The organism is Candidatus Limousia pullorum (genome assembly GCF_057405065.1).
Window position 1 is genome coordinate 1,805,196 of record NZ_CM171614.1, and the last position, 22,882, is coordinate 1,828,077.

A 22,882-nucleotide genomic window follows, 5' to 3' on the forward strand; every position below is an offset into this window, starting at 1 on the left:
TATGAAAAATACTTACAGACAACAATATCATCTTATGCCTGAAACAGGCTTTTTGAATGACCCCAACGGACTTTGCTATTACAACGGCGAATATCATATTTTCCACCAGTACGCCCCACAGGGACTTTCGGCTCAAAGGGGATGGGGACATTATACAACAAAGGATTTTGTAAATTACAATAATTACGGAATGGTTATTTATCCCGATTCTGTCTGGGATAAAAACGGTTCATATTCAGGTTCTGCCCTTATTGACGACGGTGAAATGGAGCTGTTCTACACAGGAAACGTGAAGCAGCCGGGCAACCACGACTATACACTCAGCGGCAGAGAACAAAACCTCATATATATGAGTTCAAAAGACGGAGTTAATTTCTCAGAAAAAGAACTCCTTATGACAAACGACGATTATCCTGAAGATTGTTCCTGCCATGTCCGTGACCCAAAGGTTTGGAAAGAGGGAGAAAACCTCTATAAAATGATACTGGGCGCAAGAACCAGAGATGACAGGGGAGAAGCTCTCGTTTACAAATCTTCAGATAAAAAACACTGGACTCTTGATAAGGTTTATACAAAACCAAGTCTCGGATACATGTGGGAATGTCCGGACTTCTTTGAGCTTGAGGGAAAAACATTCCTCTGCTGCTGTCCCCAGGGCGTGGAGCCAAAGGGAATAGAGTGCCAAAACATTTATCAGAGCGGATATATGATAGTTGAGGGCGACGAGCTTTCAGAGTTTGTAGAGTTCGACAGAGGTTTTGACTTCTATGCACCTCAAACATTCCTTGCACCGGACGGAAGAAGAATAATTATAGGTTGGTTCGGACTTCCGGATGTTCCTTATAAGAATCCAACAGAGGAAACCGAAAACTGGATTCACTGCCTTACAATTCCAAGAACACTGGAATTTAAAGATAACAAAATCTGGCAGGAACCTATAGCCGAGCTTGAAAAGCTTAGAACCGATGAAATATCCCTTTCACTTGAGCAGGAAAAGATAAATGTTCTCCCTAAGGTTCAGTGTGAAGCATTGATAAATTTTAAAGATAAGACAGACAGTTTTGATATTTCAATAAGAAAAGATATAAATATATCTCTCAAGGACGGCGTGTTTACCTTAAAAATAGGTGACAGTGGAAAAGGCAGAACTGAAAGAAGCTGTAAAGTAGATAAAACCGACAGCGTAAGAATTTTCAGCGACACTTCCTCAATAGAGATATTTGTAAACGGAGAGGTGTTCTCCTCAAGAGTTTACGAAGAAAAAGACAATTCCGAGGACTTTACAGTTGTCCTCAATTCATCTTCACAGGGATGCGATCTCGCCTATTATATTCTGCGTCCCTTTGAGATAACAAAAATAAGCTAACGCCACAGTTTTTGTACTGTTTACTCCTTTCAACAAATATATATTGCTAAAAAATAAACGTTCTGAGGTAGGGATGACCTCAGAGCGTTTATTTTTGTGTTTTAAGAACATTGTCTTTTAAGGTCTTTTTTTAATTAGCCGGCGTATTCTTTACCGAGGTGATTGTTTTGGATAAGGATATTACAGAATTTTTTCTGGGAGAGACAAAAGTTAAAATTGCAGATCCAAAGGAAAACGCCGGCAAAGATGAAATTGAAAAAATTTTGAATACAATAGCTTTGCTTTACAAAAACACATTGAAAAACCCGGAAGATAAAAACCATGAACAGTGACAGCCTTTTGGTGCTGATGAGTTGGGACATTTGGAAATGATAGGAGCGATAGTTTATCAGCTTACAAAGAACCTGACAGAAAAGGAAATAAAGGAAGCAGGTTTTGAAGATTACTTCGTAGACCACACTTTGGGAATTTATCCCCAGTCCGCATCAGGTGTGCCTTTTTCAGCGGGAACCTTTGCTGTGAAAGGCGATCCAATAACCGATTTGCACGAAAACATGGCAGCAGATGACAGTACTTTAAAAATACATACAAAAATCCCGCATACTCTAAATCTGAGTACACGGGATTTTTTGGCTTTATGTTACGGTTTTATATTTGTTTGATGGTAAACATCAATATGACTTTTGTTTAAGGTCAGATTAAAGACCCATGATTTTTTTCATGTCGTCTGTAATCAAATCGGTGATTCTCTGTGCGTCAGCCTTGTCTTTGCCAACTGCTGTTATATAAATCTTAATCTTTGGCTCTGTACCGCTTGGACGAACAATAGCTGCGTTGTTGCCCTCAAGATAATATGCCAAAACATTTGACTTAGGAAGCTCGATAACCTTTTCTGTTCCTGCAACAAGGTCTTTTTCAACGCTCTCTTTGAAGTCGGAGAATTTAACAACCTTCATGCCGCTTACTTCTGCCGGGCTGTTAGCTCTGAGAGAAGCCATAATGTCAGCCATTTTCTGCATACCTGCAGCGCCGTCAAAGCTAAAGCTGAGAGTTGTGTTCTTGTAGTAACCATATTCCTCATACATAGCGTCGATAACCTGAGCAAGAGTCTTGCCCTGCTTCTTGTAATATGCTGCCATTTCGCAGATAAGCATAGAAGCAACAACTGCGTCCTTATCTCTTACATAGCTTCCTGCAAGGTAGCCGTAGCTCTCTTCAAAACCGAATACAAATCTGTCTGTTTCGTTTGCAGGTTCAAGGTTCAGGATAACCTCGCCGATGTATTTAAAGCCTGTGAGAACGTTTTTAAGCTCACAGCCGTACTTTTCGCAAAGTCTGTCAATCATTATGCTTGTAACGATTGTCTTTACAATGATTGGCTTCTCAGGAAGTGTGCCGAGACGCTTTCTGTTGGAAAGTATGTAATCTGTAAGCATAATTCCTGTTTCATTACCTGTAAGCAGACGATAGCTTCCGTCGCTGTCGATAACTGCGATACCTACACGGTCTGCGTCAGGGTCAGTTGCCAGGAGAAGGTCAGGCTTTTCAACTTCGCAAAGCTCAAGACCTTTCTGGAGAGCCTCTTTAATTTCCGGGTTTGGATAAGGACAGGTTGTAAAGTTGCCGTCCGGCATTTCCTGCTCTTTAACAATCTTAATATCCTCAACGCCGATTTCACCCAAAACTCTGCGTACAAGCTTGTTGCCTGTTCCGTTGAGAGGAGTGTAAACAACCTTAAGGTCAGCACCCTTGCAGATGCCTTCGTTTATCTGCTGTTTCTTAACATTGCCAATATATCTGTCATAAACTTCGTCAGCAACATACTCGATAAGTCCCTTGCTGATTGCTTCGTCGAAGTCCATTGTCTTTACATCTTTAAATATATCCAGCTTGCAAATCTCATCATAAACAATACCTGCGGCAACGTCTGTCATCTGGCAGCCGTCCTCGCCGTAAGCCTTGTAGCCGTTGTACTTTGCCGGGTTGTGGCTTGCAGTAACCATGATACCTGCCTGGCACTTGAGATCTCTTACGAGGAAGCTGAGTACAGGTGTTGGCTGAAGCTCGCTGGTGATATATGCCTTGATTCCGTTAGCTGCCAAAACCTTTGCAGCCTCAATCATAAACAGGTCTGCCTTAATACGGCTGTCGTGAGAAATAGCAACTGCACCGCCGCCGAATTTTGAGTTAACATAATTTGCAAGACCCTGTGTTGCATGTCTTACAACATAGATATTCATTCTGTTAGTACCTGCGCCGATAACACCTCTGAGACCTGCTGTACCGAACTCAAGGGAGCGGTAAAAACGCTCGTAAATCTCATCTTTATTATCTTTAATGCTTTCGAGCTCTGCAATCAGATCTTTGTCGTCTGTTGCATACTGACACCATTGGTTATAGCTTTCCATAAAATCCATTTTAAAATCCCTCCATGGTTAGTGATTTAAAAGACGAAAATTGTGTATTCTCAAAGATAGTATAAACTTACTTTGACACACTAAATTATATCATAAATGTATAGGATTTACAAGAGATAATTTTATATTATTACCAAAAAAATGCGTTTTTTCCGAGAATTATTCTACATAAAGACTTTTAACAGGAAATATTCAACAACCGTTCACATTCTTTCTGTTGATTTGTTGCCAATGATATAGTAATATATAAAACATACAAAATAGATTTTTCTGGAGGTTTAACCAATGGGCGAAGAGCAAAATAAGTCTGCTTTTGAAAATGAAGAACAGGAAGTTTCAAAAGACACGGATATGAACGAAACTGTTAGTGAAACAAGTGTTGAAAACAATGAGGAAGAAACTCAGTTTGTTTCAGAAACACAAGATGATTTTTCTGATGATGTTACAGATGAACTGAATACGGAAAACGACAGCTCTGAAGAAACAGATTCAGAAGAACCTTTTAATGAATATAGTTTTGAAACCGGCGAAGGTTCTTCCGTAAATACTGAAGAAGGAACAGAAAACCAGGTTGATACTGACCTTAGCAGATATCAGGGACAGTATGTAAATGTTGAAGCTCAGGAAAGCACACCTGTAAAGACCAAGAAAAAAGGTATTCTTTATCCTTCAACAATAGTTGTTTTGGTGCTTGTAGTTGCATCAATAGTTATCTATGGCATTTATGCATCGTTCCAGCCGTCAATTAAGGGCGCATGGGTGAGCACAAGTGTTGACGAGACCTCAACTGCAAATTCCTATCTTGTTTTGGGCGACGATAATGTGGCTTATATGACATTGGGAACAATGAGATATATGGGTGTTTACAGCACATCTTTCGATGAAGACGGTCAGAAGATTTTAACAGTTGATATCCCATATGCACTGCAATCAAATTTTGTATATGAATTGCAGGGAGATATAATGACTCTCGTAATGGAAGGCGACACAACAGAGTACACCTTTAAGAATGTAGAGCTTCCTGACTATACTCTCACAGTTCCGGAGGACTATGTAAGAGATGACAACCTTTTGGGTAAATGGAAGGATTATACCTACGATATAGAATACACATTCAGAGCTGACGGCACAATGCTCATAAGCGAAGCCGGAGTTGTTGAAGCTGACTGTATCTATAATATAGTAGACGGAACAATCCACATTGAGTATCTCGCCGGAGAAGTATATTCAATGGATATGGAATACACAGTTGACGGAAACAATCTGACAATAGGAGTAATGAACTTCCAGAAAATTGCAGATGAAAACGGAAAAGCAATCCAGACAGAAGAGCAGACAACCGAGGCAGACACAACAGCCGAAACAACAGTAGAAGAAACAGTTGCTGCATAAAGAAAAGATCATAATTAAATAAAAAATGAAAAAACACGCCGATTTCTTACGGCGTGTTTTCTACATAATAAAACAAAAGAGCGGTGAAAACCGCTCTTTTTAGATTTTAATGGTTGTATTAAATTAGTCCTCATCTGGGGTTTCAGGCATTTCCCAGTTGTGCCAAACGTTCTGAACGTCGTCGTTGTCCTCAAGCATGTCGAGGAGCTTCTGCATTTTAACCTGTACATCAGGGTCGTCAATCTTTGTGTAGGTGGATGGAACCATCTCAACTTCTGCTGATGCAAAGGTATAGCCCTTAGCTGTCAGGTCGTCACGAACTGCGCCCATGTCAGAAGGCTCTGTGTAAACTGTATAGATATCCTCGTCTGCTTCAAAATCAGCAGCGCCTGCTTCCAAAGCGTCCTCCATAAGTTTATCCTCTTCAACCTCGTTGTCCTCTTTGTCGAGAACCAAAACACCCTTCTGTTCAAACATAAAGCTAACGCATCCAGGTGTACCCATGTTGCCGCCGAACTTATCGAAATAGTGTCTTACATCGCCGGCAGTTCTGTTTCTGTTGTCTGTGAGAGCCTCAACAATAACAGCGATACCGCTTGGGCCGTAGCCTTCGTATGTTACAGCCTCGTAGTTTGCGCCGCCTGATTCGCCTGCGGCTTTCTTAATAATTCTTTCGATGTTTTCGTTAGGCACGTTGTTTGCCTTTGCTTTTGCGATGCAGTCACGAAGCTTTGAGTTAGCGGCTGGGTCTGCGCTTCCGCCGTCACGAACTGCAACGATAAGCTCTCTGCCTATCTTTGTAAAAATCTTTGCTCTTGCAGCGTCGTTTTTACCCTTTTTCTGCTTAATAGTACTCCATTTATTATGTCCGGACATTTATTACCATTCCCTTGTAAATAAAATTGTATTAAAAATTGCAATCTATTATACCATGAAATCAAGGTTAATGCAAATGTTTTTTGATGTCGGTTTGTGTTAAACAGGCAAATATAAAGAAGATTTACAAATAAAGGTTACAATTTTGTAACTTTTCTATTGTCAAAATAATATAGGGGTGATATAATTGTCTGTGGAAAAGCTGAAAACGAAGGGAATATCAGCTTACCACAGAAATTATCATATATAAGAGAAAGGAAAAATTATTATGGCAAGGTCAATGACCGGCTTCGGAAGATGTGAAGCCACCATAAACGGACGTGACATCGTGGTTGAAATTAAAAGTGTCAACCATAAGTTTTTTGAATTTTTTTGCAGAACCTCAAGAGGATATTCATTCCTTGAGGAAAGACTTAAATCAGAGATAAACAGCAAGGTAAGCAGAGGAAAGCTGGATGTTTTTGTTTCGGTTTCCGTACCTGAGGATACTCAGGCAAATGTTACCGTTAACCACAATTTGGCGGCAGGATATGTAAGCGCTCTTAAAGAGCTTGCACAGACATATGATTTGACATATGATATAACCGCTTCCATGCTTTCAAGATATCCGGATATTTTGACGGTTCATAAAACACCTGAGGACGAGGATGAAGTTTGGGCGGCAGTAAAGCCGGCTTTGGATGAGGCTCTCAGCAGATACATAGAGATGAAAAAGTCAGAGGGTGAAAGACTTAAAGCTGACGTTTTGGGCAGAGCTGAGCGTATTCTGGAAATTGTATCAAAAATAGAAGAGCGCTCTCCTCAAACCGTAAAAGAGTACGAAGCAAGACTTAAAGAAAAGATAAAGGATTTCCTCCAGGGAGCTACAGTAGACGAGCAAAGACTTTTGACAGAGGTTGCAATATTCTCCGATAAGGTTGCCGTGGCAGAGGAAACAGTAAGACTTAGAAGCCATTTTGAAGAGCTTAAAAATGCTTTGGACACAGACGGCGCAGTGGGCAGACGACTTGACTTTATAATTCAGGAAATGAACAGAGAGGCAAACACAATAGGCTCTAAGGTGTCCGATGCAGAGCTTGCCCACAGAGTTGTAGATATAAAGGTTGAAATAGAGAAGATAAGAGAGCAGATACAGAATCTTGAATAAGAGGGAAAATAATGAAACTTATAAATATAGGATTTGGCAATACAGTGTCATCCGCAAGGATTGTTGCGGTGGTTTCTCCTGACTCTGCGCCTATAAAAAGAATTGTACAGGACGCAAAAGCCAAGGGAACACTGATAGACGCTACCTACGGCAGAAGATGCAAAGCTGTTATTATAACCGACAGCGACCACATCATACTGTCAGCCATTTCCCCTGAAACTATTGGAAACAGAAATGAAGAAGGAGCTGAGCAGATTGACTAACAATACTGTAAACAAGGGAGTTTTGATTGTATTTACCGGAGCGTCAGGAGTCGGCAAGGGAACTGTAATGAAAAAAATTCTTGCAGCAGACCCAAACAACTGGCTTTCGGTTTCTATGACCACCAGAGCTCCGAGAGCCGGTGAAGTTGCCGGAGTTGACTACAACTATATTTCTGTTGAGGAGTTTAAAAGCATGATGGCAGAGGACGCTTTTTTGGAGTCTGCATGCTACTGCAAAAACTATTACGGAAGTCCAAAAGCTCCTGTTGAAGAAAATCTCAAAAACGGCAAGAATGTTTTTCTTGAGATTGAGGTTCAGGGATTTGAGCAGGTAAGAGAGCTTTATCCGGATTGTCTGAGCATTTTCCTGCTTCCTCCGTCAATAGAGGTTTTGGAGCAAAGACTCAGAGGAAGAGGCACAGAGAAAGAAGAAGTAATTCAGGATAGACTCAATACCGCTTTAAGAGAGATTTCAAGATCAAACGAGTATAAATACAATGTTGTAAACGACGACATAGACAGAGCAGTTGAGGAAATACTCAATATTGTAAAAAATGAACGTGCAAAGTGATATTTTAACATGAATTTCACAGCCACAACACAGAATAAGACTATACTATAATTTAAAGAATAAAAAGGAGAATAAGTATGCATAAGGTTTCAGTAGATGATATGTTCAGCGGAAAGAAGAGCAGATACGCATTGGTAATAGGTGTTGCAAAGAGAGCACGTGAGATTGCAACATATTTTAATGAAAATGAGATTGTAACAAAAGATAAGCCTGTGCTTTTGGCTATTGAGGACTTCAAACAGCACAGATACAATATTTTAGAGCCTGACACAGATGAGGAATAATAGAGAAGAGGATTACTGTCTTGTAGCGGCTGTTGCCGTTGAAAAGACAGTTTACCACTTTGATAAACTTTTTGATTACAGAGTGCCGAAAAAGCTTGAAAAGTCCATAGAAAAGGGCAGACGTGTCTATGTTCCCTTTGGAAAAGGAAACGGTCTGCGCCAGGCGGTGGTTTTTTCGGTGGATAAAGCTAAAGCTTCCGATGTGGAAAACTTAAAGGAAATAAGACGGGTTTTAGATAAGACAGCGGTTTTAACTGATGAAATGCTGGAACTTGCCCTTTTTATAAAGGACAGATGCTTCTGTACAATTTTTGAAGGGGTAAAGGCAATGCTTCCGGCAGGCCTTATGTTCAAAATGAAGCTGTACTATAAGCTTTCGGAAAAAGGCGAAAAGCTTGTAAAATCGGAAAGCCTTGAGGATTTTTCACAGGAAGAAAAAAATATACTCCTTGCAATTTTTAAAAGCAAGGGACTTGAAAAGGAAAAAACTGCCGATACTTTCGGAAAGGACGCCGAAGAGGTTTTTGAAAAGCTTTGCCGTGAGGGATTTGTTCTTGAAACAGAAAAAGCTAAAAGGAAAACCGCCGACGCCACCGTAAAGTGTATGGCGCTTACCGATGACGCCTTTGATTATGAGGACTCCCTTACCGAAAAACAGGAAGCGGTGTTTGAAATATTATCAATGTGCAAGGGCGCATCGGTAAAGGAAATTTGCTATTATACAGGGGTTACAACTGCGGTAGCCGACGCCCTTGTGAAAAAGGGCATAGCCTATTATTACGAGGAAGAGGTTTTCAGAACACCTAAAAAAGTGTCTGTAAACGCCGGACTGCCGGAAAAGAAAATGACCCTGTCAGAGGAACAAAACAGAGTTTTTGAAAATATATACGGAAGATTTAAAGAGGATAAACCGTCGGTAACACTGCTTTTCGGAGTTACCGGTTCTGGAAAAACTTCGGTATATATTAAACTTATAGACAGCGTCCTGAAAGACGGAAAAACCGTAATCTTTATGGTTCCGGAAATTTCATTGACGCCTCAGTTTACCGAAAAGTTTGAAAAGCTTTTCGGCAGCGACGTGGCTGTTTTCCACAGCCGATTGTCATTAGGGGAAAGGCTTGACGAGTATAAAAGAGTGCTGAGAGGCGATGCAAAAATAGTTGTAGGCACAAGGTCTGCGGTTTTTGCGCCACTTAGAAATATAGGCCTTATCATTATGGATGAGGAACATGAGCACACATATAAATCCGAAAGTACCCCAAGATACAACGCCTGTCAGGTTGCAAAATTTAGATGTACAAAGAACAACAGCCTGCTTCTGCTGGGTTCGGCAACGCCGTCGGTTGAAAGCTATTATCATGCACTAAACGGCACTTACTCATTGGAGGTGCTGAAAGAGAGATACGGAACCTCGGTTTTGCCGGATGTTATGATTGAAGATATGAACCTTCAGACAGCAGAGGGGAATTTCGGAAACTTTTCTTCCGGACTTGCGCTGGAGATAGAAAAGAATCTTGAAAACGGAAAACAGTCCATACTGCTTTTAAACAGAAGAGGTCACAACACCTTTGTGGCGTGTACAAGGTGCAAAGAGGTTGTAACCTGTCCCAACTGTTCAATATCATTGACCTTTCACAGTGCCAACAACAGGCTTATGTGTCATTACTGCGGGTACTCTATACCCTATACCAACACATGCCCGTCCTGTCATCAGGAGGGTTTGAGGTTTTCCGGAGCTGGAACTCAGCGTGTTGAACAGGAGCTGGCGGAGCTTTTTCCGTCGGCGAGAATTTTAAGACTTGATACAGATTCCACCATGGGAAAGTATTCCCACGAAAGAAAGCTTTCAGCTTTTGCCGCAGGGGACTATGACATACTGGTGGGTACTCAGATGGTGGCTAAAGGTCTTGATTTTCCAAAAGTCACATTGGTGGGAGTAATAAATGCGGACACCATGCTTTATTCCGACGATTTCAGAAGCTATGAAAAGACCTTTTCCCTGCTGACCCAGGTGGTTGGCAGAAGCGGAAGAGGAGAGGAAAAGGGCAGAGCGGTTATACAGACATTTACTCCCGATAACCCCATAATTTACCTTGCCGCAGAGCAGAACTATGAGGCTTTTTATCAAAGTGAAATAGAGATACGCAGAGGTATGCTGTATCCGCCTTTTGCGGATATCTGTTATATAGGCTTTGTGGGATTAAACCATGACGCCGTAAGGCGGAAAGCTATGGAGTTTTCCAAGTCTTTGGCGGAAACCGCAAGACTTCGCTACAGCCATATTCCCATGAGAGTTTTGGGGCCGTCGCCATCTTCGGTGACAAAGGTAAACAACAAGTACAGATACAATATAATTATAAAATGCAGGGACAACAGGGAAACCAGAAGTCTGATAACCCTAATGCTCTGTGAATTTGGAAGAACCAACAACAGGGGAAAAGGCGTGAGAATTTTTGCCGACATGAATCCCCTGTCAATATAGAGTATGAAGAATAAGCAAATTGATTTTTGAAAGATTTTATTGGATTGGATGATGAAAAATGGCAATTAGAAATATAGTAAAAGAGGGCGACGAGGTACTGAGAAAAAAGTGCCGTCCTGTTGAAAAATTCGACCAGCACCTCTGGACTTTGCTTGACGATATGGCAGAAACCATGCACCAAGCAGGCGGCGTAGGCCTTGCAGCTCCTCAGGTAGGTATAATCAGAAGAGTTGTGGTAATTGATGTGGGCGATGGTGTTATCGAGCTTGTAAACCCAAAGATTATTATGAAAGCCGGCGAGCAGATTTCCGCAGAGGGCTGTCTTTCCTGCCCTGGTGAGTACGGAATTACAAGCCGCCCGATGTTTGTAACTGTTAAGGCTCAGGACAGATTCGGCAACGAGTTTACCAAAGAGGGCAAGGAGCTTTTGGCAAAGGCATTTTGCCACGAGCTTGACCACCTTGACGGAATTATATTCAAGGATATAGTTCAAAGAATGTTAAGACCGGAAGAGCTGGGCGACTGATTTACTGAAATTATAAAACAGTTTTGAAATGGAGATAATTTATGAAAGTAGTTTTTATGGGAACTCCGGACTTTGCCGTTCCATGCCTTGAAAGACTTGTAAGCGACGGTCATGACGTGGCGGCGGTATTTACTCAGCCGGACAAACCAAAGGGCAGAGGATATACATTGACGCCTCCTCCGGTAAAAGTGTGCGCCATGGAACACGGCATTGAGGTTTTTCAGCCCAAATCCATGAAAGACGGCGAAGCCCTTGAAATACTTAAAAAGATTGAACCTCAGCTTATTGTGGTTGTGGCTTTCGGAAAAATTCTTCCTAAAGAAATCCTCGATTTGCCGCCTTACGGCTGTATAAACGTACACGGTTCATTGCTTCCTAAATATAGAGGAGCTGCTCCAATACAGTGGTCGGTGTTAAACGGAGATAAAATAACCGGAATTACCACAATGTATATGGATGTGGGACTTGATACAGGCGACATGCTTTTGAAGTCGGAAACAGAAATAGGAGAAAACGAAACCTCCGGAGAGCTTTACGACAGAATGAAAGTTATGGGCGCAGACCTTCTTTCTGAAACAATAAAGAAACTTGAAGATGGAACTGTAACAAGAACAAAGCAAAAGGACGAGGAAAGCTCATACGCTTCCATGCTTGATAAATCTATGTGCCGCATAGACTGGAATCAAAGTGCAGAGAAAGTCCATAATAAAGTGAGAGGTCTTTCACCATGGCCTGTAGCTGTGGCTGAGCTTAACGGAAAAAAAGTAAAAATCCACAAAACACTGCTTAACAGCGTAAGCGGTAAAAAAGGTGACTGCGGAGAAATAATTTCCCTTAATCCATTTGTTGTGGCTTGTTCCGACGGCGCTGTTGAAATTCTCGAGCTTCAGCTTGAGGGCAAAAAGAGAATGAACAGCAAAGATTTTCTCATGGGTCACAGACTTAATGTAGGTGACAGATTTTCATAAACAAAAGGAGAATAGAAAATGCCTTTTTTATATTTTGACTGGACATATCTTGTGTTTGTAGTACCATGCCTTATAATTTCAATTATATGCAGTGCCAATGTACAGACAACCTACGCTAAATATTCTCAGAGAATGAACTCAAGAGGAATGACAGGAGCGCAGGCGGCTGAATATGTTTTGAGAAGCAACGGCGTAACCGGTGTTAGAATTGAAATGGTTGAGGGAAAGCTTTCCGACCATTTTGACCCGAGAACAAATGTTATAAGACTTTCAAGGGATGTATATATGAATTCATCTATCGCTTCTGTAGGTGTTGCCGCCCACGAGGCAGGTCATGCTGTTCAGCATGCGGTGGGATATTTTCCGAATAAATTGAGAAGCGCAATCCTTCCAGCTGCAAATATCGGCTCATCCTTGGGCTGGATTTTGGTAATTGTTGGATTGATTTTGCCGGTACAGTATTCCTTTGTAGTGACATTGGGAATTATTTTCTACAGTGCGGCTGTATTGTTTACAATAGTGACACTTCCTGTAGAGTTTAACGCATCTGCCAGAGCTTTGGCATGTATCAAAAACACAAATCTCCTTTACGGCGAGGAATACAACGGAGCAAAAAGGGTTTTGCAGGCTGCTGCGATGACTTATGTTGCCTCAACACTCACATCTGTTCTCCAGCTTCTCAGACTTATTGTTATCGCCAATAACAGAAGGAGATAATGATGGCGCAGTATGGTTCTATAAATCCCAGAACCTTGGCGTTTAATATACTTTATAAGGTGTCTGAGGATAAGGCTTATTCCAATATCGCTGTAAATACAATGCTGAAAGAAAGCGGACTTTCAGGACTTGACAGCGCCTTTGTTTCTGCAATAGTTTACGGTGTTTTGGAAAAACAGATTACAATAGATTATATAATCAGGCAGTATTCAAATCTGCCTATGAGAAAAATAGAGATAAAGACATTGATAATTCTCAGAATGGGAATTTATCAGATGCTTTTTATGGATAAGGTTCCCGACAGTGCGGCGGTCAACGAAAGCGTTAAAATCGCAAAAAAGAAAGGGCTTATGAAGTCCTGCGGTTTTATAAACGCAGTGCTGAGAAATTTTGTGAGGGCAGATAAAAAATACAGTCTGCCTCCTGAAAATGAAAGGGTAAAATATTTAAGCGTTAAGTATTCCTGTCCGGAAAGCCTTATAAGTCAGTGGCTTGATGCTTACGGATACGACGTAACAGTTGATATGCTTAAATCCCTTGAGGGCAGACCGCCTGTGACTGTAAAAGTAAACACATTGAAAATTACTTTAGAGGAGCTTATAAAGATCTTTGAAGAAGAGGGTGTAAAAGCCGAAAGAAACTTAATTCCTCAAAGCCTCAATATTAAATTTTCAGGTTCAATAGAAAATTTAAAATCCTTTAAAAAGGGATATTTCCATGTGCAGGACGGGGCAGGCACACTGTGCGCTTTAACGGCAAATCCCAAAAGGGGTGATGTGGTTTATGATATCTGCTCTGCTCCGGGAGGAAAAGCTTTTTCAATGGCTGAGATTATGGAAAACGAAGGTGAGCTTTATTGCTTTGACCTTTACGAGCATAAGCTCAGGCTTATTGAAAAGGGCGCAAAACGATTGGGACTTAATATAATCAAAACAGCTGTGAGAAACGGCGCAAATCCTCAGAATAAAGAGGAAAAACCGGCAGATGTAATTTTATGCGACGTGCCATGCAGCGGTACGGGTATTTTGAGAAGAAAGCCGGAAATAAGATATAAAGATAACCAGTACGATGAAAATTTAACTGATATACAATATAAGATACTTTCAGAAAGCGCAAAGCTTTTAAAAGAGGGCGGAAAGCTGGTTTATTCAACCTGCACCCTCAATCCTTTGGAAAACACAAACGTGGTAAAAAGATTTTTAGAAGAAAACAAGAATTTTTCAGGAAAAGCCTTAAAGCTTCCAAAGGATATAAAAAGAACGATAAAGGAAGAGGAGTACGAGATAACTTTGTTCCCACAGACAAACGGAACAGACGGATTTTATATTGCTCTTTTGCAGAAGGGATAAAGACATGATACAAAGGGAAGAACTACCGGTCATAGATAAAGCATCAGAAAAGACACATGAAGGATTTGTGCCGGCTTTTGACAAAGAAGGCAGGATTGACATTAAATCCTTAAATGAACAGGAGATTTTAGACCTGCTTTTAAAGCTGGGACAGCCCAAGTTTAGAGTCAAACAAATTTTTGGCTGGATAAACAAAGGTGTGGAAAATTTTGAAGAAATGCGAAATATTCCCCGCAGCCTTATAGACGAACTGAATAAAAAGTGCTATATTTCTGTTGCAGCTATTGAAAAAAAACAAGTTTCATTATATGATGGTACAGTAAAATACCTGTTTAGATTGAATGACGGTGAATATGTAGAGTCCGTCCTTATGAAATATCATCACGGATATTCCCTTTGTATTTCCACCCAGGTGGGATGTAAGATGGGGTGTACCTTCTGTGCCACAGGCAGAAGCGGCTTTACAAGAAGCCTTACACCCTCTGAAATGATTTGTCAAATAGAAAAAGCAGAAAAGGATTGTCAGATACGAGTTTCAAATATTGTTCTTATGGGAATGGGAGAACCTCTTGATAACTTTTATAATGTGGTGAGGTTTATTCAGCTTGTAACATCTGACGACGGACTTAATATAGGTGTCAGACATATATCTCTGTCAACCTGCGGACTTGTTCCGAGAATTTACGACCTTGCAGAATATAATTTTGGTCTTACATTGTCGGTGTCGCTCCATGCGCCGAACAATACTATAAGAAGTGCAACAATGCCGGTGAATAAAAAATATCCGGTTGAAGAATTACTTCAAGCTTGCAGATATTATGCAGAAAAGACCAAAAGAAGAATCTCCTTTGAATACGCCATGATAAGCAAGGTCAACGACATGGACGAATGTGCCCACGAGCTGGGCAGAAAACTCAAAGGCATGCTTTGTCATGTAAACCTTATACCTGTAAATAACGTTGCAGAAACGGATTATAGAAAGAGCAACAAGGACAGACTGGAGTCATTTGTAAAAATTTTAGAAAAATACTCCGTGACTGCGACGGTTAGAAGAACTCTCGGCAGCGATATTGACGCTTCCTGCGGACAGCTGAGGGGAAAACATATAAGAAAAGGAGGCGTTTAGCTTGAATATATTCGGTAAAAGCGATATAGGTCTGGTGCGTCAAACAAATCAGGATTCTTTTTCCGTGGGGAAAATCAACGATGATATTGTTTGGGCGGTAGTCTGCGACGGAATGGGCGGAGCCAGCGGGGGAAATGTTGCAAGCTCCGAAGCGGCAAAAGCTATTATTGAGCGGATCAAAACACTTGATATACCGGAGAATATTATCAGCAACGAGGAATTATCCTCGTTTATGACGGACGCTGTAAAACATGCAAACACAACAGTCTTTGAGATGGCTCAAAACAATGTTGAGTTAAGCGGTATGGGTACAACCTGTGAATTTGTATTTGTAATAAATCATAGGGTACATGTTGCCCATGTAGGTGACAGCCGCACATATCTTATAAGAAACAATCGTATAATTCAAATTACGGAGGATCACTCTTTTGTACAGGAGATGGTCAGACAGGGTCAGATAACTCAGGAAGAAGCAGAAAAGCATCCCAACAAAAACATCATTACCAGAGCGGTGGGCGTAGGCGCTGATGTGGATGTGGATTATATAGAAACTGAATTTGAACAGGGGGATAAAATACTTACCTGTACAGACGGTTTAAGCAATATGGTGTCTGCCGCTGAGATGCTCTCTATTATAACTGAAAACGACGGAAAAACAGCCGTCGGAAAGCTTGTAGAGAGAGCAGTGTCAGAGGGCGGCTATGACAATATAACCGTAACCGCTATATACTAAAGGAGGAAACAACTTTGGATAAATACACAGGCAAAAGGCTTGACGGAAGATATGAAATCCGTGAGCTGATAGGTGTGGGTGGAATGGCATACGTTTACCGCTGCTATGACATCATTGACGACAGAGAAGTTTCAATAAAAATATTAAAGGACGAATATCTGCACAATGCGGATTTCAGCAGAAGATTCAAAAATGAATCAAAAGCGATAGCAATGCTTTCGCATCCCAATATTGTAAAGGTTTATGACGTTAGCTTCGGCGATGTTATCCAGTATATCGTAATGGAGTACATCGACGGCATAACCCTTAAAGAGTACATTTCCCAGCAGGGAGTTGTGGATTGGAAAACCACAATACATCTTGTGTCACAGATTTTGAGCGCTTTGCAGCATGCCCACCAGCACGGAGTAATTCACCGTGATATAAAGCCTCAGAATATTATGCTTACAGAGGACGGAACAATTAAAGTTACCGACTTCGGAATTGCAAGATTATCTGACAACAACACACGTACAATGACTGACCAGGCAATAGGTTCAGTGCATTATATTGCACCGGAACAGGCAAGGGGAAGCGTCACAGACGGTCAGTCAGACATTTATTCAGTAGGCGTAATCCTTTATGAAATGCTTACCGGAAAACTTCCTTTCGACGCCGAAAACGCCGTGTCTGTAGCTATAATGCAGATGCAGTCAACGCCAAAAATGCCGAGAGAAATAAACCCCAATATCCCAAAGGGACTTGAGGAAATCACCTTAAAGGCTATGCAGAAAAATACCGGTCTTCGTTATAAAAGCGCCGCAGAAATGCTCCAGGCTTTAAAGACCTTTGAGGAAAATCCTGACATAACCTTTGAATACAGATGTTTTGTGGATAACCAGCCCACAAGATATGTTGAAAAAATTCCAAAAACACAGCCACAGCGTCCTCAGCCTAATCCTACAAATGCAGAAGAGGGCTACGGCGATGATTTTGACAATATGGATTTCGATAACAGAGGTCCTGAGGTTCAAAAGCGTCCGGCAGCGGCTGTAAAATCAGAAAATAAACCACAGCGCCAGCCTGTTTCGACAGCCACAGCGGTTAAAGAGCCTAAAAAGAACACAGGCAAGTTTATTGCAGTGGGCGTGTCCATAGGCGTCGGTGTAGTGGCAGTTATAATATTACTTTTTGTTTTCCTTGGAAACATGGGCTCAAACAGCCAGCCGGAAGTTGAAGTTCCAAACTTTGTAGGTCAGCAGCTTGTGGACGTTCAGAGCAATCCGGACTATTCCTTTAACTTCAAGATTGAAAAACGATACGATGAGGATAAAGAGCTGGGAGAAATTCTTGATCAGAATCCGAAAGCCGGTTCAATGAAAGTTAAGGCAGACGCTACAATAACTCTTTATGTAAACGGAAGCGATACACCTATAACCGTTCCTTCAATAATCGGAGATACGGAAGATGTTGCAAAACAGAAGGTTATAGACGCTAACCTCTATCCTCAGGTTTATTATATCGAAGATGAAACCGGAGAGGCAGGAAAAGTAAAGAGCACATATCCGAATGTAGGAGAAGAAGTTGAAATAGGCTCTGTAGTCAATATCTATGTTGTAAGAGAGTCTACAGAAAACGATATTGAAGTTCCTAATGTTATCGGAATGACTTTGGAAGATGCTAAGAAAGAGCTTGATAAGAGAGGCTTGAAATATTCTGTTTCAACAGATAAAAACAGCGATAAGCCTAAGGATGAAGTTATTGACCAGTCACCGCTTGCAGGAGGAATGGTAGAAAAGGATTATGTTGTTAATCTTACAGTAAGTGAGGGAATACCTCAGAGCAAGTCATATGTGTTCTATGTAGACCTTCCGGCAGCAGAAACAAATCCTGTCGATATCAGAGTTGTAGTCGATGGAATTGTTGATACTACAAATTCAAGAAGCAACGTAATTCCTGCATACAACAGCACATTTACAATAGAGCTTGAGGGAACAGGCACATCAAGCGTTGTTGTAGAGATTGACGGCAAGAAGTACAGAGTTTACGAAGTAAACTTCGATGACCAGAGCGTGAGAAATACTGAGTCATACGATTATGTTCCTCAGCATACCGAACCTGTAACGGATGAACCGACAACGGAACCTCCCACAACTGAACCGCCAACACAGGCAACAACAGAGCCAGGCGAGGAGCATGTCGAATAATCTGTAAGGCAGTAGTTTGTAAATTTTAATTTAATCAGGATTCCGGCTGTAATAGATTTTACAGCCGGATTTTAATAATGCTTTAAGGAGAAAATATGGAGAATACCAGAAAAACAGGAGTGCTGATTTCAGTTTTAGGCGGATTTTATTATGTTGAATCAGAAGATGAAATATACGAATGTAAGGCAAGGGGAGTTTTCCGAAAGAAAAATAATTCCCCTCTTGTAGGTGATAAGGTAGAGTTTTCTCTGCAAAAGGAGGGTTACTGCGCCATAGAAAACATTCTTCCCAGAAAAAACAGCCTTATAAGACCGCCTGTAGCCAATATAGATACATTGGTTATTGTGAGCTCGGCGGTTGACCCAAAGCCCAATACTTTTATTATTGATAAAATGACAGCGGCGGCTGTGAATAAAGGAATTGAGCCGGTTGTGGTTATCACAAAAACAGATTTGGCTGACTGCAAGGAAATTTTAAATATATACAGAAGCTCGGGTATAAAAACCATAGCCTTTTCAAAATTTGAGGGCGATGAGAAAAAGGAGATTTCAAACCTGTTTCCGGGAAAAATAGTTGCCTTTACAGGAAACAGCGGCGTGGGAAAATCCACATTGCTCAATACAATTTTTCCGGAACTTGGACTTGAAACAGGTGATATAAGCAAAAAGCTGGGACGTGGAAGACATACCACACGTTCTTCAAGGCTTTATAAGGTAAACGGAGGCTATGCCGTTGATACACCGGGATTTTCAACCGTTGACCTGGAACGCTATGAGATTATAAAAAAAGACGAACTGCAATACTGTTTTCCTGAGTTTAAAGAGTATCTGGGAAGCTGTAAGTTTGTGTCCTGCGCCCATGTGTGCGAAAAGGGATGCAGTATTATTGAGGCGGTAAACGAGGGTAAAATTCAGAAATCCCGTCACGATAGCTATGTGGCTATGTACAACGAGGTTAAAGACATTAAGGAATGGGAGAGAAAATAACTTATGGAAAATCTACATAAGAAAGACCGATGCATAATAGTCTGCGCTTCTCCCGACTGTGATAATTCTTATCTTGAAAAAGAAATAGATACCGAAAAAGATTTTATAATCTGTGCCGACGGCGGTATGAAGCATTTGAAAAATGTAGGATTAAATCCGGATGTATGGATAGGTGATTTTGATTCCTGGCAGGGGGAAGTAAAAAGCGATAAATCTCAAATTGTAAGGCTGAACCCGGAAAAGGACGACACCGACACAATTTCCTGTGTAAATAAAGCATTTGAGCTGGGCTTTAAGAAAATAATTTTGCTTTGCGCCCTGGGCGGAAGAATAGACCACACATTTGCAAACCTTTCTGTTTTGCTGTACGGCTTAGAGCGTGATTTGGATGTTTCAATAATCACGCCCACAGAGGAAATAAAGGCTTTAAAAGAGGGCGAATATCTTATTGAAAATCAAAAAAGAAAAACCTTTTCAGTTTTTGCCTTTGGTTGTGATACTGCGGATGTGTCCTATGAGGGCGCAAAATACCCGTTAAATCACTATAAGATGAAAGCCGCTTACCCTATAGGAATATCAAATATTTTTACAGAAAATAAAGCTATAATAAAAATCCACAGTGGAACAGTGCTTTATGTTAGAAATAAATATGAAATCTGAATGTAAAAAAGCGTGACATCATGGTGTGTCACGCTTTTACTTTTATATCATATAACAATAAGTCCGTTTGTAAAGTCCCTGCCGGATTTTCCTTTTTCTTTTAATGCAAGCTCTCTGATATCGGTGGCAAGGATGTCCTTTTCTAAAACTCTTCTTGCCTCAGGTTCAAGGGTTTTAATGGAGTCCGAGGGCTTTACAATTATTGGCAGAGTGGCTGTGTCCTTTGCCCTTGATAGAATTTTACGTCCTGTTTCGTTAAATCCCAAAACACGGATGTATGGAAGGGGCGTTCTTTGAATTTCCTTAGTTACTCCCAAAAGAAGATGAACCATAATTCTTCTGAGTCTTGCCATTGTATAGCGTTTGGTTTTTACCTTTTCGATTATCTCCTGAACGCTTGAGCAGGTTCCTGCGGCGGCAAGTATTCTGTGTTCAAGTCCCTCAGAAACATCCGGAAGAGAAGCCAAAAAGCTTGGTGTAGTTATCTTTAAAATATATCTTATAACCGTATCAAACATATCGAAAAACACCGGATTTTCCGCCATTTCCATTTCCGGTGTAAAACGTGAGTAATCCTCGGTGTCTTTGTTTTCAAAAACCATACTGCGGATTTTAGAGGCTGAGGCGATGTTTCCTAAAATCTCCGGGCTGTCGTGTTCAGCGCCCTTTCTTTTAAAGGCTATCGGAATTATGTCTGTGTGTTCCAAAGCCTTGCAGTACTCCACCCCTAAAATATTGTTTGGTGCGGCTAAAATTTTTCCGGTTTCCTCGCCGTAAAGCTCGTTTATTGATGTGGTCAATGCTCTTGGATAGTAGTCGCCCTTTTTCATGTGAAGCCTTACCTGTTCCTGAACCTGAGGGTCGGAGGTTGCCCTTGCGGCTTTTATTATGGCTTCAGTGTCACCGCATTCGCTTCCGAAACAGAGGTAATCAACACAGCCTAAAGCAGCTGCCGCCATAACTCCGTTTTCGGAAAATATCTGAGCATTTGATACAGCGTATGGGACAGGAAGTTCAATTACCAGGTCGCTTCCGTTTTCAAGGGCGGTTTTAGCTCTTGAAAATTTTGAAAGGAGAGCCACGTCTCCTCGCTGGGTGAAGCTTCCGCTCATGATGGAAATAACTGCGTCTGCGCAATGTTCTTTTATTGCTGTGTTCAGGTATTTGTGGCCGTTATGAAATGGGTTATATTCGCTGATTACTGCGGCTGTTTTCAAAATTCATTACCTCGATTCGATTTATTTCTTCAAATTTACCTGCTGAATATAAAAAGGTCTTGAAAAATTAAACTTATTGTATTACAATTATATTGTATTTTTATTATATATGAATTTTTTTATAAGTTCAACAGAGGAGGAGATTGCAGTGAAAATTCTTGTTATCAATGCAGGAAGTTCATCACTTAAATATCAGCTTATCGATATGGAAAACGAGCAGGTTATTGCTAAAGGTAACTGCGAAAGAATAGGCATGGACGGTTCTTTCATCGGACATAAAACCTTCGACGGCAGAAGCCGTACAGATACAGTTCCAATGCCAGACCACAGATCTGCTTTTATGCAGGTTAAAAAGGCTTTGACAGACCCTGAGGTTGGCGTAATCACAGATTTGCACGAGGTTTCCGCAGTAGGTCACAGAATAGTTCAGGGCGGTGCTTTGTTCAGCAAATCAGTTCTTGTTGATGAAAAGGTTATTAAGGGTATTGAAAGTCTTATTCCTTTGGCACCTCTCCACAATAAGGGTCATGTTCAGGCTATCAGAGCTTGCCGTGACGTTTTCGGACTTGACGTTCCTGAGGTTGTTGTTTTCGATACAGCTTTCCATTCAACAATGCCTCCAAAGGCATACATGTACGCTATCCCTTATGAGTATTATGAGAAGTATCAGGTTAGAAGATACGGCTTCCACGGTACATCCCATAGATATGTAAGCGGAGAGATGGCAAAAATTCTCGGCAGAGATATTAAAGAACTCAAGCTCATCACATGCCACATCGGCAACGGTTCTTCAATTACAGCTATTGACAAGGGCAAGGTTATAGATACATCGATGGGTCTTACACCTCTTGACGGATTTATGATGGGTTCACGTTCAGGTTCTCTTGACCCTTCTGTTGTAACTTTCATTGCAGAAAAAGAAAATCTTACTCCACAGGAAATGAACGAAATCCTCAATAAAAAGTCAGGTCTTTTGGGTATTTCAGGTGTTTCCAGCGACGACAGAGATGTTACATCTGCTGAAAAGAGCGGAAACAAGCATGCTCAGCTTGCTCATGAAATGCTCTATTATCAGATTGCAAAGACAATCGGCGGCTATTATGTAGCTCTCGGTGGCTGTGACGGTATCGTATTTACCGCAGGCCTCGGCGAGCATCAGTCTCCATTGAGAGCTGCTGTCTGCAATTATCTCAAATGCCTCGGCGTTTCTCTTGACGCTGCTGCAAATGACAGCGCAAAGAGCGGAGAGAACGTTTGCATCACAGACATCACATCAAAGATTCCTGTATATATCATTCCTACTAACGAGGAGCTTGTTATCGCAAGAGATACAAGAGATATCGTTGAAGGCTTGAAGAAATAATTACAGTAATAAATAATATTTACATATCCCGTTTTATTTATCCCGTGATAGATAAAACGGGGTATTTTTTTTGGCTTACCTGCGTAAAATGTCTTGAAAGGAGAGATACTTATGAATCAAACAACAAAAAATAGGGAAGCCCAAGTGACAAATAAATATAATTCAGAGGACGCAGTTCAAAGAAAAGAAAACCTGCTTTCAAAACTTAAAAAGATTTTGGAGCGTTCAAAAAAGAAAATATTTAAGGACTGAA

The 22,882-nt window shown here is 41.0% G+C and carries 23 protein-coding genes; 20 read left to right on the forward strand and 3 right to left on the reverse strand.

The window, feature by feature from the left end; translation table 11 throughout:
- The first annotated feature begins 1 nt into the window (after nucleotide 1).
- The 3 genes from CGICJO_RS08250 to CGICJO_RS08260 all read left to right on the forward strand — a co-directional run bounded on the left by CGICJO_RS08250 (nucleotide 2) and on the right by CGICJO_RS08260 (nucleotide 2,028).
- Entirely contained in the window at nucleotides 2-1,366 is a 1,365-nt protein-coding gene (locus tag CGICJO_RS08250) for a glycoside hydrolase family 32 protein (protein ID WP_486498527.1), read from the forward strand.
- 167 nt (nucleotides 1,367-1,533) lie between these two features.
- Nucleotides 1,534-1,698 (forward strand): hypothetical protein, encoded by a 165-nt coding sequence (locus tag CGICJO_RS08255; RefSeq protein WP_486498528.1) that lies wholly within the window; start codon nucleotides 1,534-1,536, stop codon nucleotides 1,696-1,698.
- A 21-nt stretch (nucleotides 1,699-1,719) separates the two neighbouring features.
- Nucleotides 1,720-2,028, forward strand: coding sequence for a manganese catalase family protein (locus CGICJO_RS08260; RefSeq protein WP_442856053.1), 309 nt, complete (start codon nucleotides 1,720-1,722; stop codon nucleotides 2,026-2,028).
- A 36-nt stretch (nucleotides 2,029-2,064) separates the two neighbouring features.
- Here the strand turns inward: CGICJO_RS08260 and CGICJO_RS08265 are convergent, their stop codons facing one another.
- Nucleotides 2,065-3,783: a phospho-sugar mutase gene (locus tag CGICJO_RS08265; protein WP_486498529.1), complete on the reverse strand. Its 1,719-nt coding sequence runs from the start codon at nucleotides 3,781-3,783 to the stop codon at nucleotides 2,065-2,067.
- Between the two features lie 285 nt (nucleotides 3,784-4,068).
- Here CGICJO_RS08265 and CGICJO_RS08270 point away from each other — a divergent pair, with 285 nt between their 5' ends.
- Complete coding sequence (locus tag CGICJO_RS08270; protein ID WP_486498530.1) at nucleotides 4,069-5,175, forward strand: hypothetical protein; 1,107 nt, start codon at nucleotides 4,069-4,071, stop codon at nucleotides 5,173-5,175.
- Between the two features lie 123 nt (nucleotides 5,176-5,298).
- Here the strand turns inward: CGICJO_RS08270 and CGICJO_RS08275 are convergent, their stop codons facing one another.
- Entirely contained in the window at nucleotides 5,299-6,051 is a 753-nt protein-coding gene (locus CGICJO_RS08275; RefSeq protein ID WP_486498531.1) for a YebC/PmpR family DNA-binding transcriptional regulator, read from the reverse strand.
- 268 nt (nucleotides 6,052-6,319) lie between these two features.
- Between CGICJO_RS08275 and CGICJO_RS08280 the strand changes: the two genes are divergently transcribed.
- From CGICJO_RS08280 to CGICJO_RS08345, 14 genes are all read left to right on the forward strand, one after another.
- On the forward strand, nucleotides 6,320-7,198 hold the full coding sequence (locus CGICJO_RS08280; protein ID WP_486498532.1) for a YicC/YloC family endoribonuclease: 879 nt from the start codon (nucleotides 6,320-6,322) through the stop codon (nucleotides 7,196-7,198).
- Between the two features lie 11 nt (nucleotides 7,199-7,209).
- Complete coding sequence (locus CGICJO_RS08285) at nucleotides 7,210-7,461, forward strand: DUF370 domain-containing protein (protein WP_087376283.1); 252 nt, start codon at nucleotides 7,210-7,212, stop codon at nucleotides 7,459-7,461.
- Nucleotides 7,454-8,032: a guanylate kinase gene (gene gmk, locus CGICJO_RS08290; protein ID WP_242968219.1), complete on the forward strand. Its 579-nt coding sequence runs from the start codon at nucleotides 7,454-7,456 to the stop codon at nucleotides 8,030-8,032. The genes CGICJO_RS08285 and gmk overlap by 8 nt, the downstream gene beginning before the upstream one ends.
- Before the next feature lie 77 nt (nucleotides 8,033-8,109).
- Nucleotides 8,110-8,316 carry a DNA-directed RNA polymerase subunit omega gene (rpoZ, locus tag CGICJO_RS08295; RefSeq protein WP_087376285.1) on the forward strand — a complete coding sequence of 69 codons (207 nt, stop codon included), beginning with the start codon at nucleotides 8,110-8,112 and terminating at the stop codon, nucleotides 8,314-8,316.
- Nucleotides 8,306-10,798, forward strand: a complete 2,493-nt coding sequence (priA, locus tag CGICJO_RS08300; RefSeq protein ID WP_486498533.1) for a primosomal protein N' — start codon at nucleotides 8,306-8,308, stop codon at nucleotides 10,796-10,798. Before rpoZ ends, priA begins: the two co-directional genes overlap by 11 nt.
- Nucleotides 10,799-10,856: 58 nt before the next feature.
- Nucleotides 10,857-11,324, forward strand: a complete 468-nt coding sequence (def, locus tag CGICJO_RS08305; protein WP_087376287.1) for a peptide deformylase — start codon at nucleotides 10,857-10,859, stop codon at nucleotides 11,322-11,324.
- A gap of 41 nt (nucleotides 11,325-11,365) precedes the next feature.
- A complete protein-coding gene (gene fmt / locus CGICJO_RS08310; RefSeq protein ID WP_486498534.1) occupies nucleotides 11,366-12,292 on the forward strand; it encodes a methionyl-tRNA formyltransferase in 927 nt (308 codons plus the stop codon).
- Nucleotides 12,293-12,310: 18 nt separating this feature from the next.
- The gene (locus CGICJO_RS08315; RefSeq protein WP_087376289.1) at nucleotides 12,311-13,009 is read left to right on the forward strand and encodes a zinc metallopeptidase; all 699 of its coding nucleotides are present in this window, start codon (nucleotides 12,311-12,313) and stop codon (nucleotides 13,007-13,009) included.
- The gene (rsmB, locus tag CGICJO_RS08320) at nucleotides 13,009-14,358 is read left to right on the forward strand and encodes a 16S rRNA (cytosine(967)-C(5))-methyltransferase RsmB (protein WP_486498535.1); all 1,350 of its coding nucleotides are present in this window, start codon (nucleotides 13,009-13,011) and stop codon (nucleotides 14,356-14,358) included. Before CGICJO_RS08315 ends, rsmB begins: the two co-directional genes overlap by 1 nt.
- 4 nt (nucleotides 14,359-14,362) lie before the next feature.
- Entirely contained in the window at nucleotides 14,363-15,484 is a 1,122-nt protein-coding gene (rlmN, locus tag CGICJO_RS08325; protein ID WP_486498536.1) for a dual-specificity RNA methyltransferase RlmN, read from the forward strand.
- Nucleotide 15,485: 1 nt separating this feature from the next.
- The gene (locus CGICJO_RS08330; protein ID WP_486498537.1) at nucleotides 15,486-16,217 is read left to right on the forward strand and encodes a Stp1/IreP family PP2C-type Ser/Thr phosphatase; all 732 of its coding nucleotides are present in this window, start codon (nucleotides 15,486-15,488) and stop codon (nucleotides 16,215-16,217) included.
- Nucleotides 16,218-16,231: 14 nt separating this feature from the next.
- On the forward strand, nucleotides 16,232-18,403 hold the full coding sequence (gene pknB / locus CGICJO_RS08335) for a Stk1 family PASTA domain-containing Ser/Thr kinase (protein WP_486498538.1): 2,172 nt from the start codon (nucleotides 16,232-16,234) through the stop codon (nucleotides 18,401-18,403).
- A 95-nt stretch (nucleotides 18,404-18,498) separates the two neighbouring features.
- The gene (gene rsgA / locus CGICJO_RS08340) at nucleotides 18,499-19,389 is read left to right on the forward strand and encodes a ribosome small subunit-dependent GTPase A (protein ID WP_486498539.1); all 891 of its coding nucleotides are present in this window, start codon (nucleotides 18,499-18,501) and stop codon (nucleotides 19,387-19,389) included.
- A gap of 3 nt (nucleotides 19,390-19,392) precedes the next feature.
- Nucleotides 19,393-20,049, forward strand: a complete 657-nt coding sequence (locus CGICJO_RS08345) for a thiamine diphosphokinase (RefSeq protein ID WP_486498540.1) — start codon at nucleotides 19,393-19,395, stop codon at nucleotides 20,047-20,049.
- A 47-nt stretch (nucleotides 20,050-20,096) separates the two neighbouring features.
- Here the strand turns inward: CGICJO_RS08345 and CGICJO_RS08350 are convergent, their stop codons facing one another.
- Nucleotides 20,097-21,266 (reverse strand): tRNA(Met) cytidine acetate ligase, encoded by a 1,170-nt coding sequence (locus tag CGICJO_RS08350; protein ID WP_486498541.1) that lies wholly within the window; start codon nucleotides 21,264-21,266, stop codon nucleotides 20,097-20,099.
- A gap of 148 nt (nucleotides 21,267-21,414) precedes the next feature.
- On the opposite strand from CGICJO_RS08350, the gene CGICJO_RS08355 reads away from it, so the two are divergent.
- Both CGICJO_RS08355 and CGICJO_RS08360 read left to right on the forward strand, forming a co-directional pair.
- Complete coding sequence (locus CGICJO_RS08355; protein ID WP_087376297.1) at nucleotides 21,415-22,629, forward strand: acetate/propionate family kinase; 1,215 nt, start codon at nucleotides 21,415-21,417, stop codon at nucleotides 22,627-22,629.
- 111 nt (nucleotides 22,630-22,740) lie between these two features.
- Nucleotides 22,741-22,881 carry a hypothetical protein gene (locus tag CGICJO_RS08360; RefSeq protein ID WP_486498542.1) on the forward strand — a complete coding sequence of 47 codons (141 nt, stop codon included), beginning with the start codon at nucleotides 22,741-22,743 and terminating at the stop codon, nucleotides 22,879-22,881.
- Nucleotide 22,882 lies beyond the last annotated feature (1 nt).

Coding starts and splice junctions, on each gene's coding strand:
- CGICJO_RS08270 (WP_486498530.1), top strand. CDS start 4,069: ATGGGCGAAGAGCAAAATAAGTCTGCTTTTGAAAATGAAGAACAGGAA.
- CGICJO_RS08285 (WP_087376283.1), top strand. CDS start 7,210: ATGAAACTTATAAATATAGGATTTGGCAATACAGTGTCATCCGCAAGG.
- priA (WP_486498533.1), top strand. CDS start 8,306: ATGAGGAATAATAGAGAAGAGGATTACTGTCTTGTAGCGGCTGTTGCC.
- CGICJO_RS08250 (WP_486498527.1), top strand. CDS start 2: ATGAAAAATACTTACAGACAACAATATCATCTTATGCCTGAAACAGGC.
- rpoZ (WP_087376285.1), top strand. CDS start 8,110: ATGCATAAGGTTTCAGTAGATGATATGTTCAGCGGAAAGAAGAGCAGA.
- CGICJO_RS08360 (WP_486498542.1), top strand. CDS start 22,741: ATGAATCAAACAACAAAAAATAGGGAAGCCCAAGTGACAAATAAATAT.
- CGICJO_RS08315 (WP_087376289.1), top strand. CDS start 12,311: ATGCCTTTTTTATATTTTGACTGGACATATCTTGTGTTTGTAGTACCA.
- CGICJO_RS08280 (WP_486498532.1), top strand. CDS start 6,320: ATGGCAAGGTCAATGACCGGCTTCGGAAGATGTGAAGCCACCATAAAC.
- CGICJO_RS08275 (WP_486498531.1), bottom strand. CDS start 6,051: ATGTCCGGACATAATAAATGGAGTACTATTAAGCAGAAAAAGGGTAAA.
- CGICJO_RS08345 (WP_486498540.1), top strand. CDS start 19,393: ATGGAAAATCTACATAAGAAAGACCGATGCATAATAGTCTGCGCTTCT.
- CGICJO_RS08265 (WP_486498529.1), bottom strand. CDS start 3,783: ATGGATTTTATGGAAAGCTATAACCAATGGTGTCAGTATGCAACAGAC.
- fmt (WP_486498534.1), top strand. CDS start 11,366: ATGAAAGTAGTTTTTATGGGAACTCCGGACTTTGCCGTTCCATGCCTT.
- def (WP_087376287.1), top strand. CDS start 10,857: ATGGCAATTAGAAATATAGTAAAAGAGGGCGACGAGGTACTGAGAAAA.
- rsmB (WP_486498535.1), top strand. CDS start 13,009: ATGATGGCGCAGTATGGTTCTATAAATCCCAGAACCTTGGCGTTTAAT.
- rsgA (WP_486498539.1), top strand. CDS start 18,499: ATGGAGAATACCAGAAAAACAGGAGTGCTGATTTCAGTTTTAGGCGGA.
- rlmN (WP_486498536.1), top strand. CDS start 14,363: ATGATACAAAGGGAAGAACTACCGGTCATAGATAAAGCATCAGAAAAG.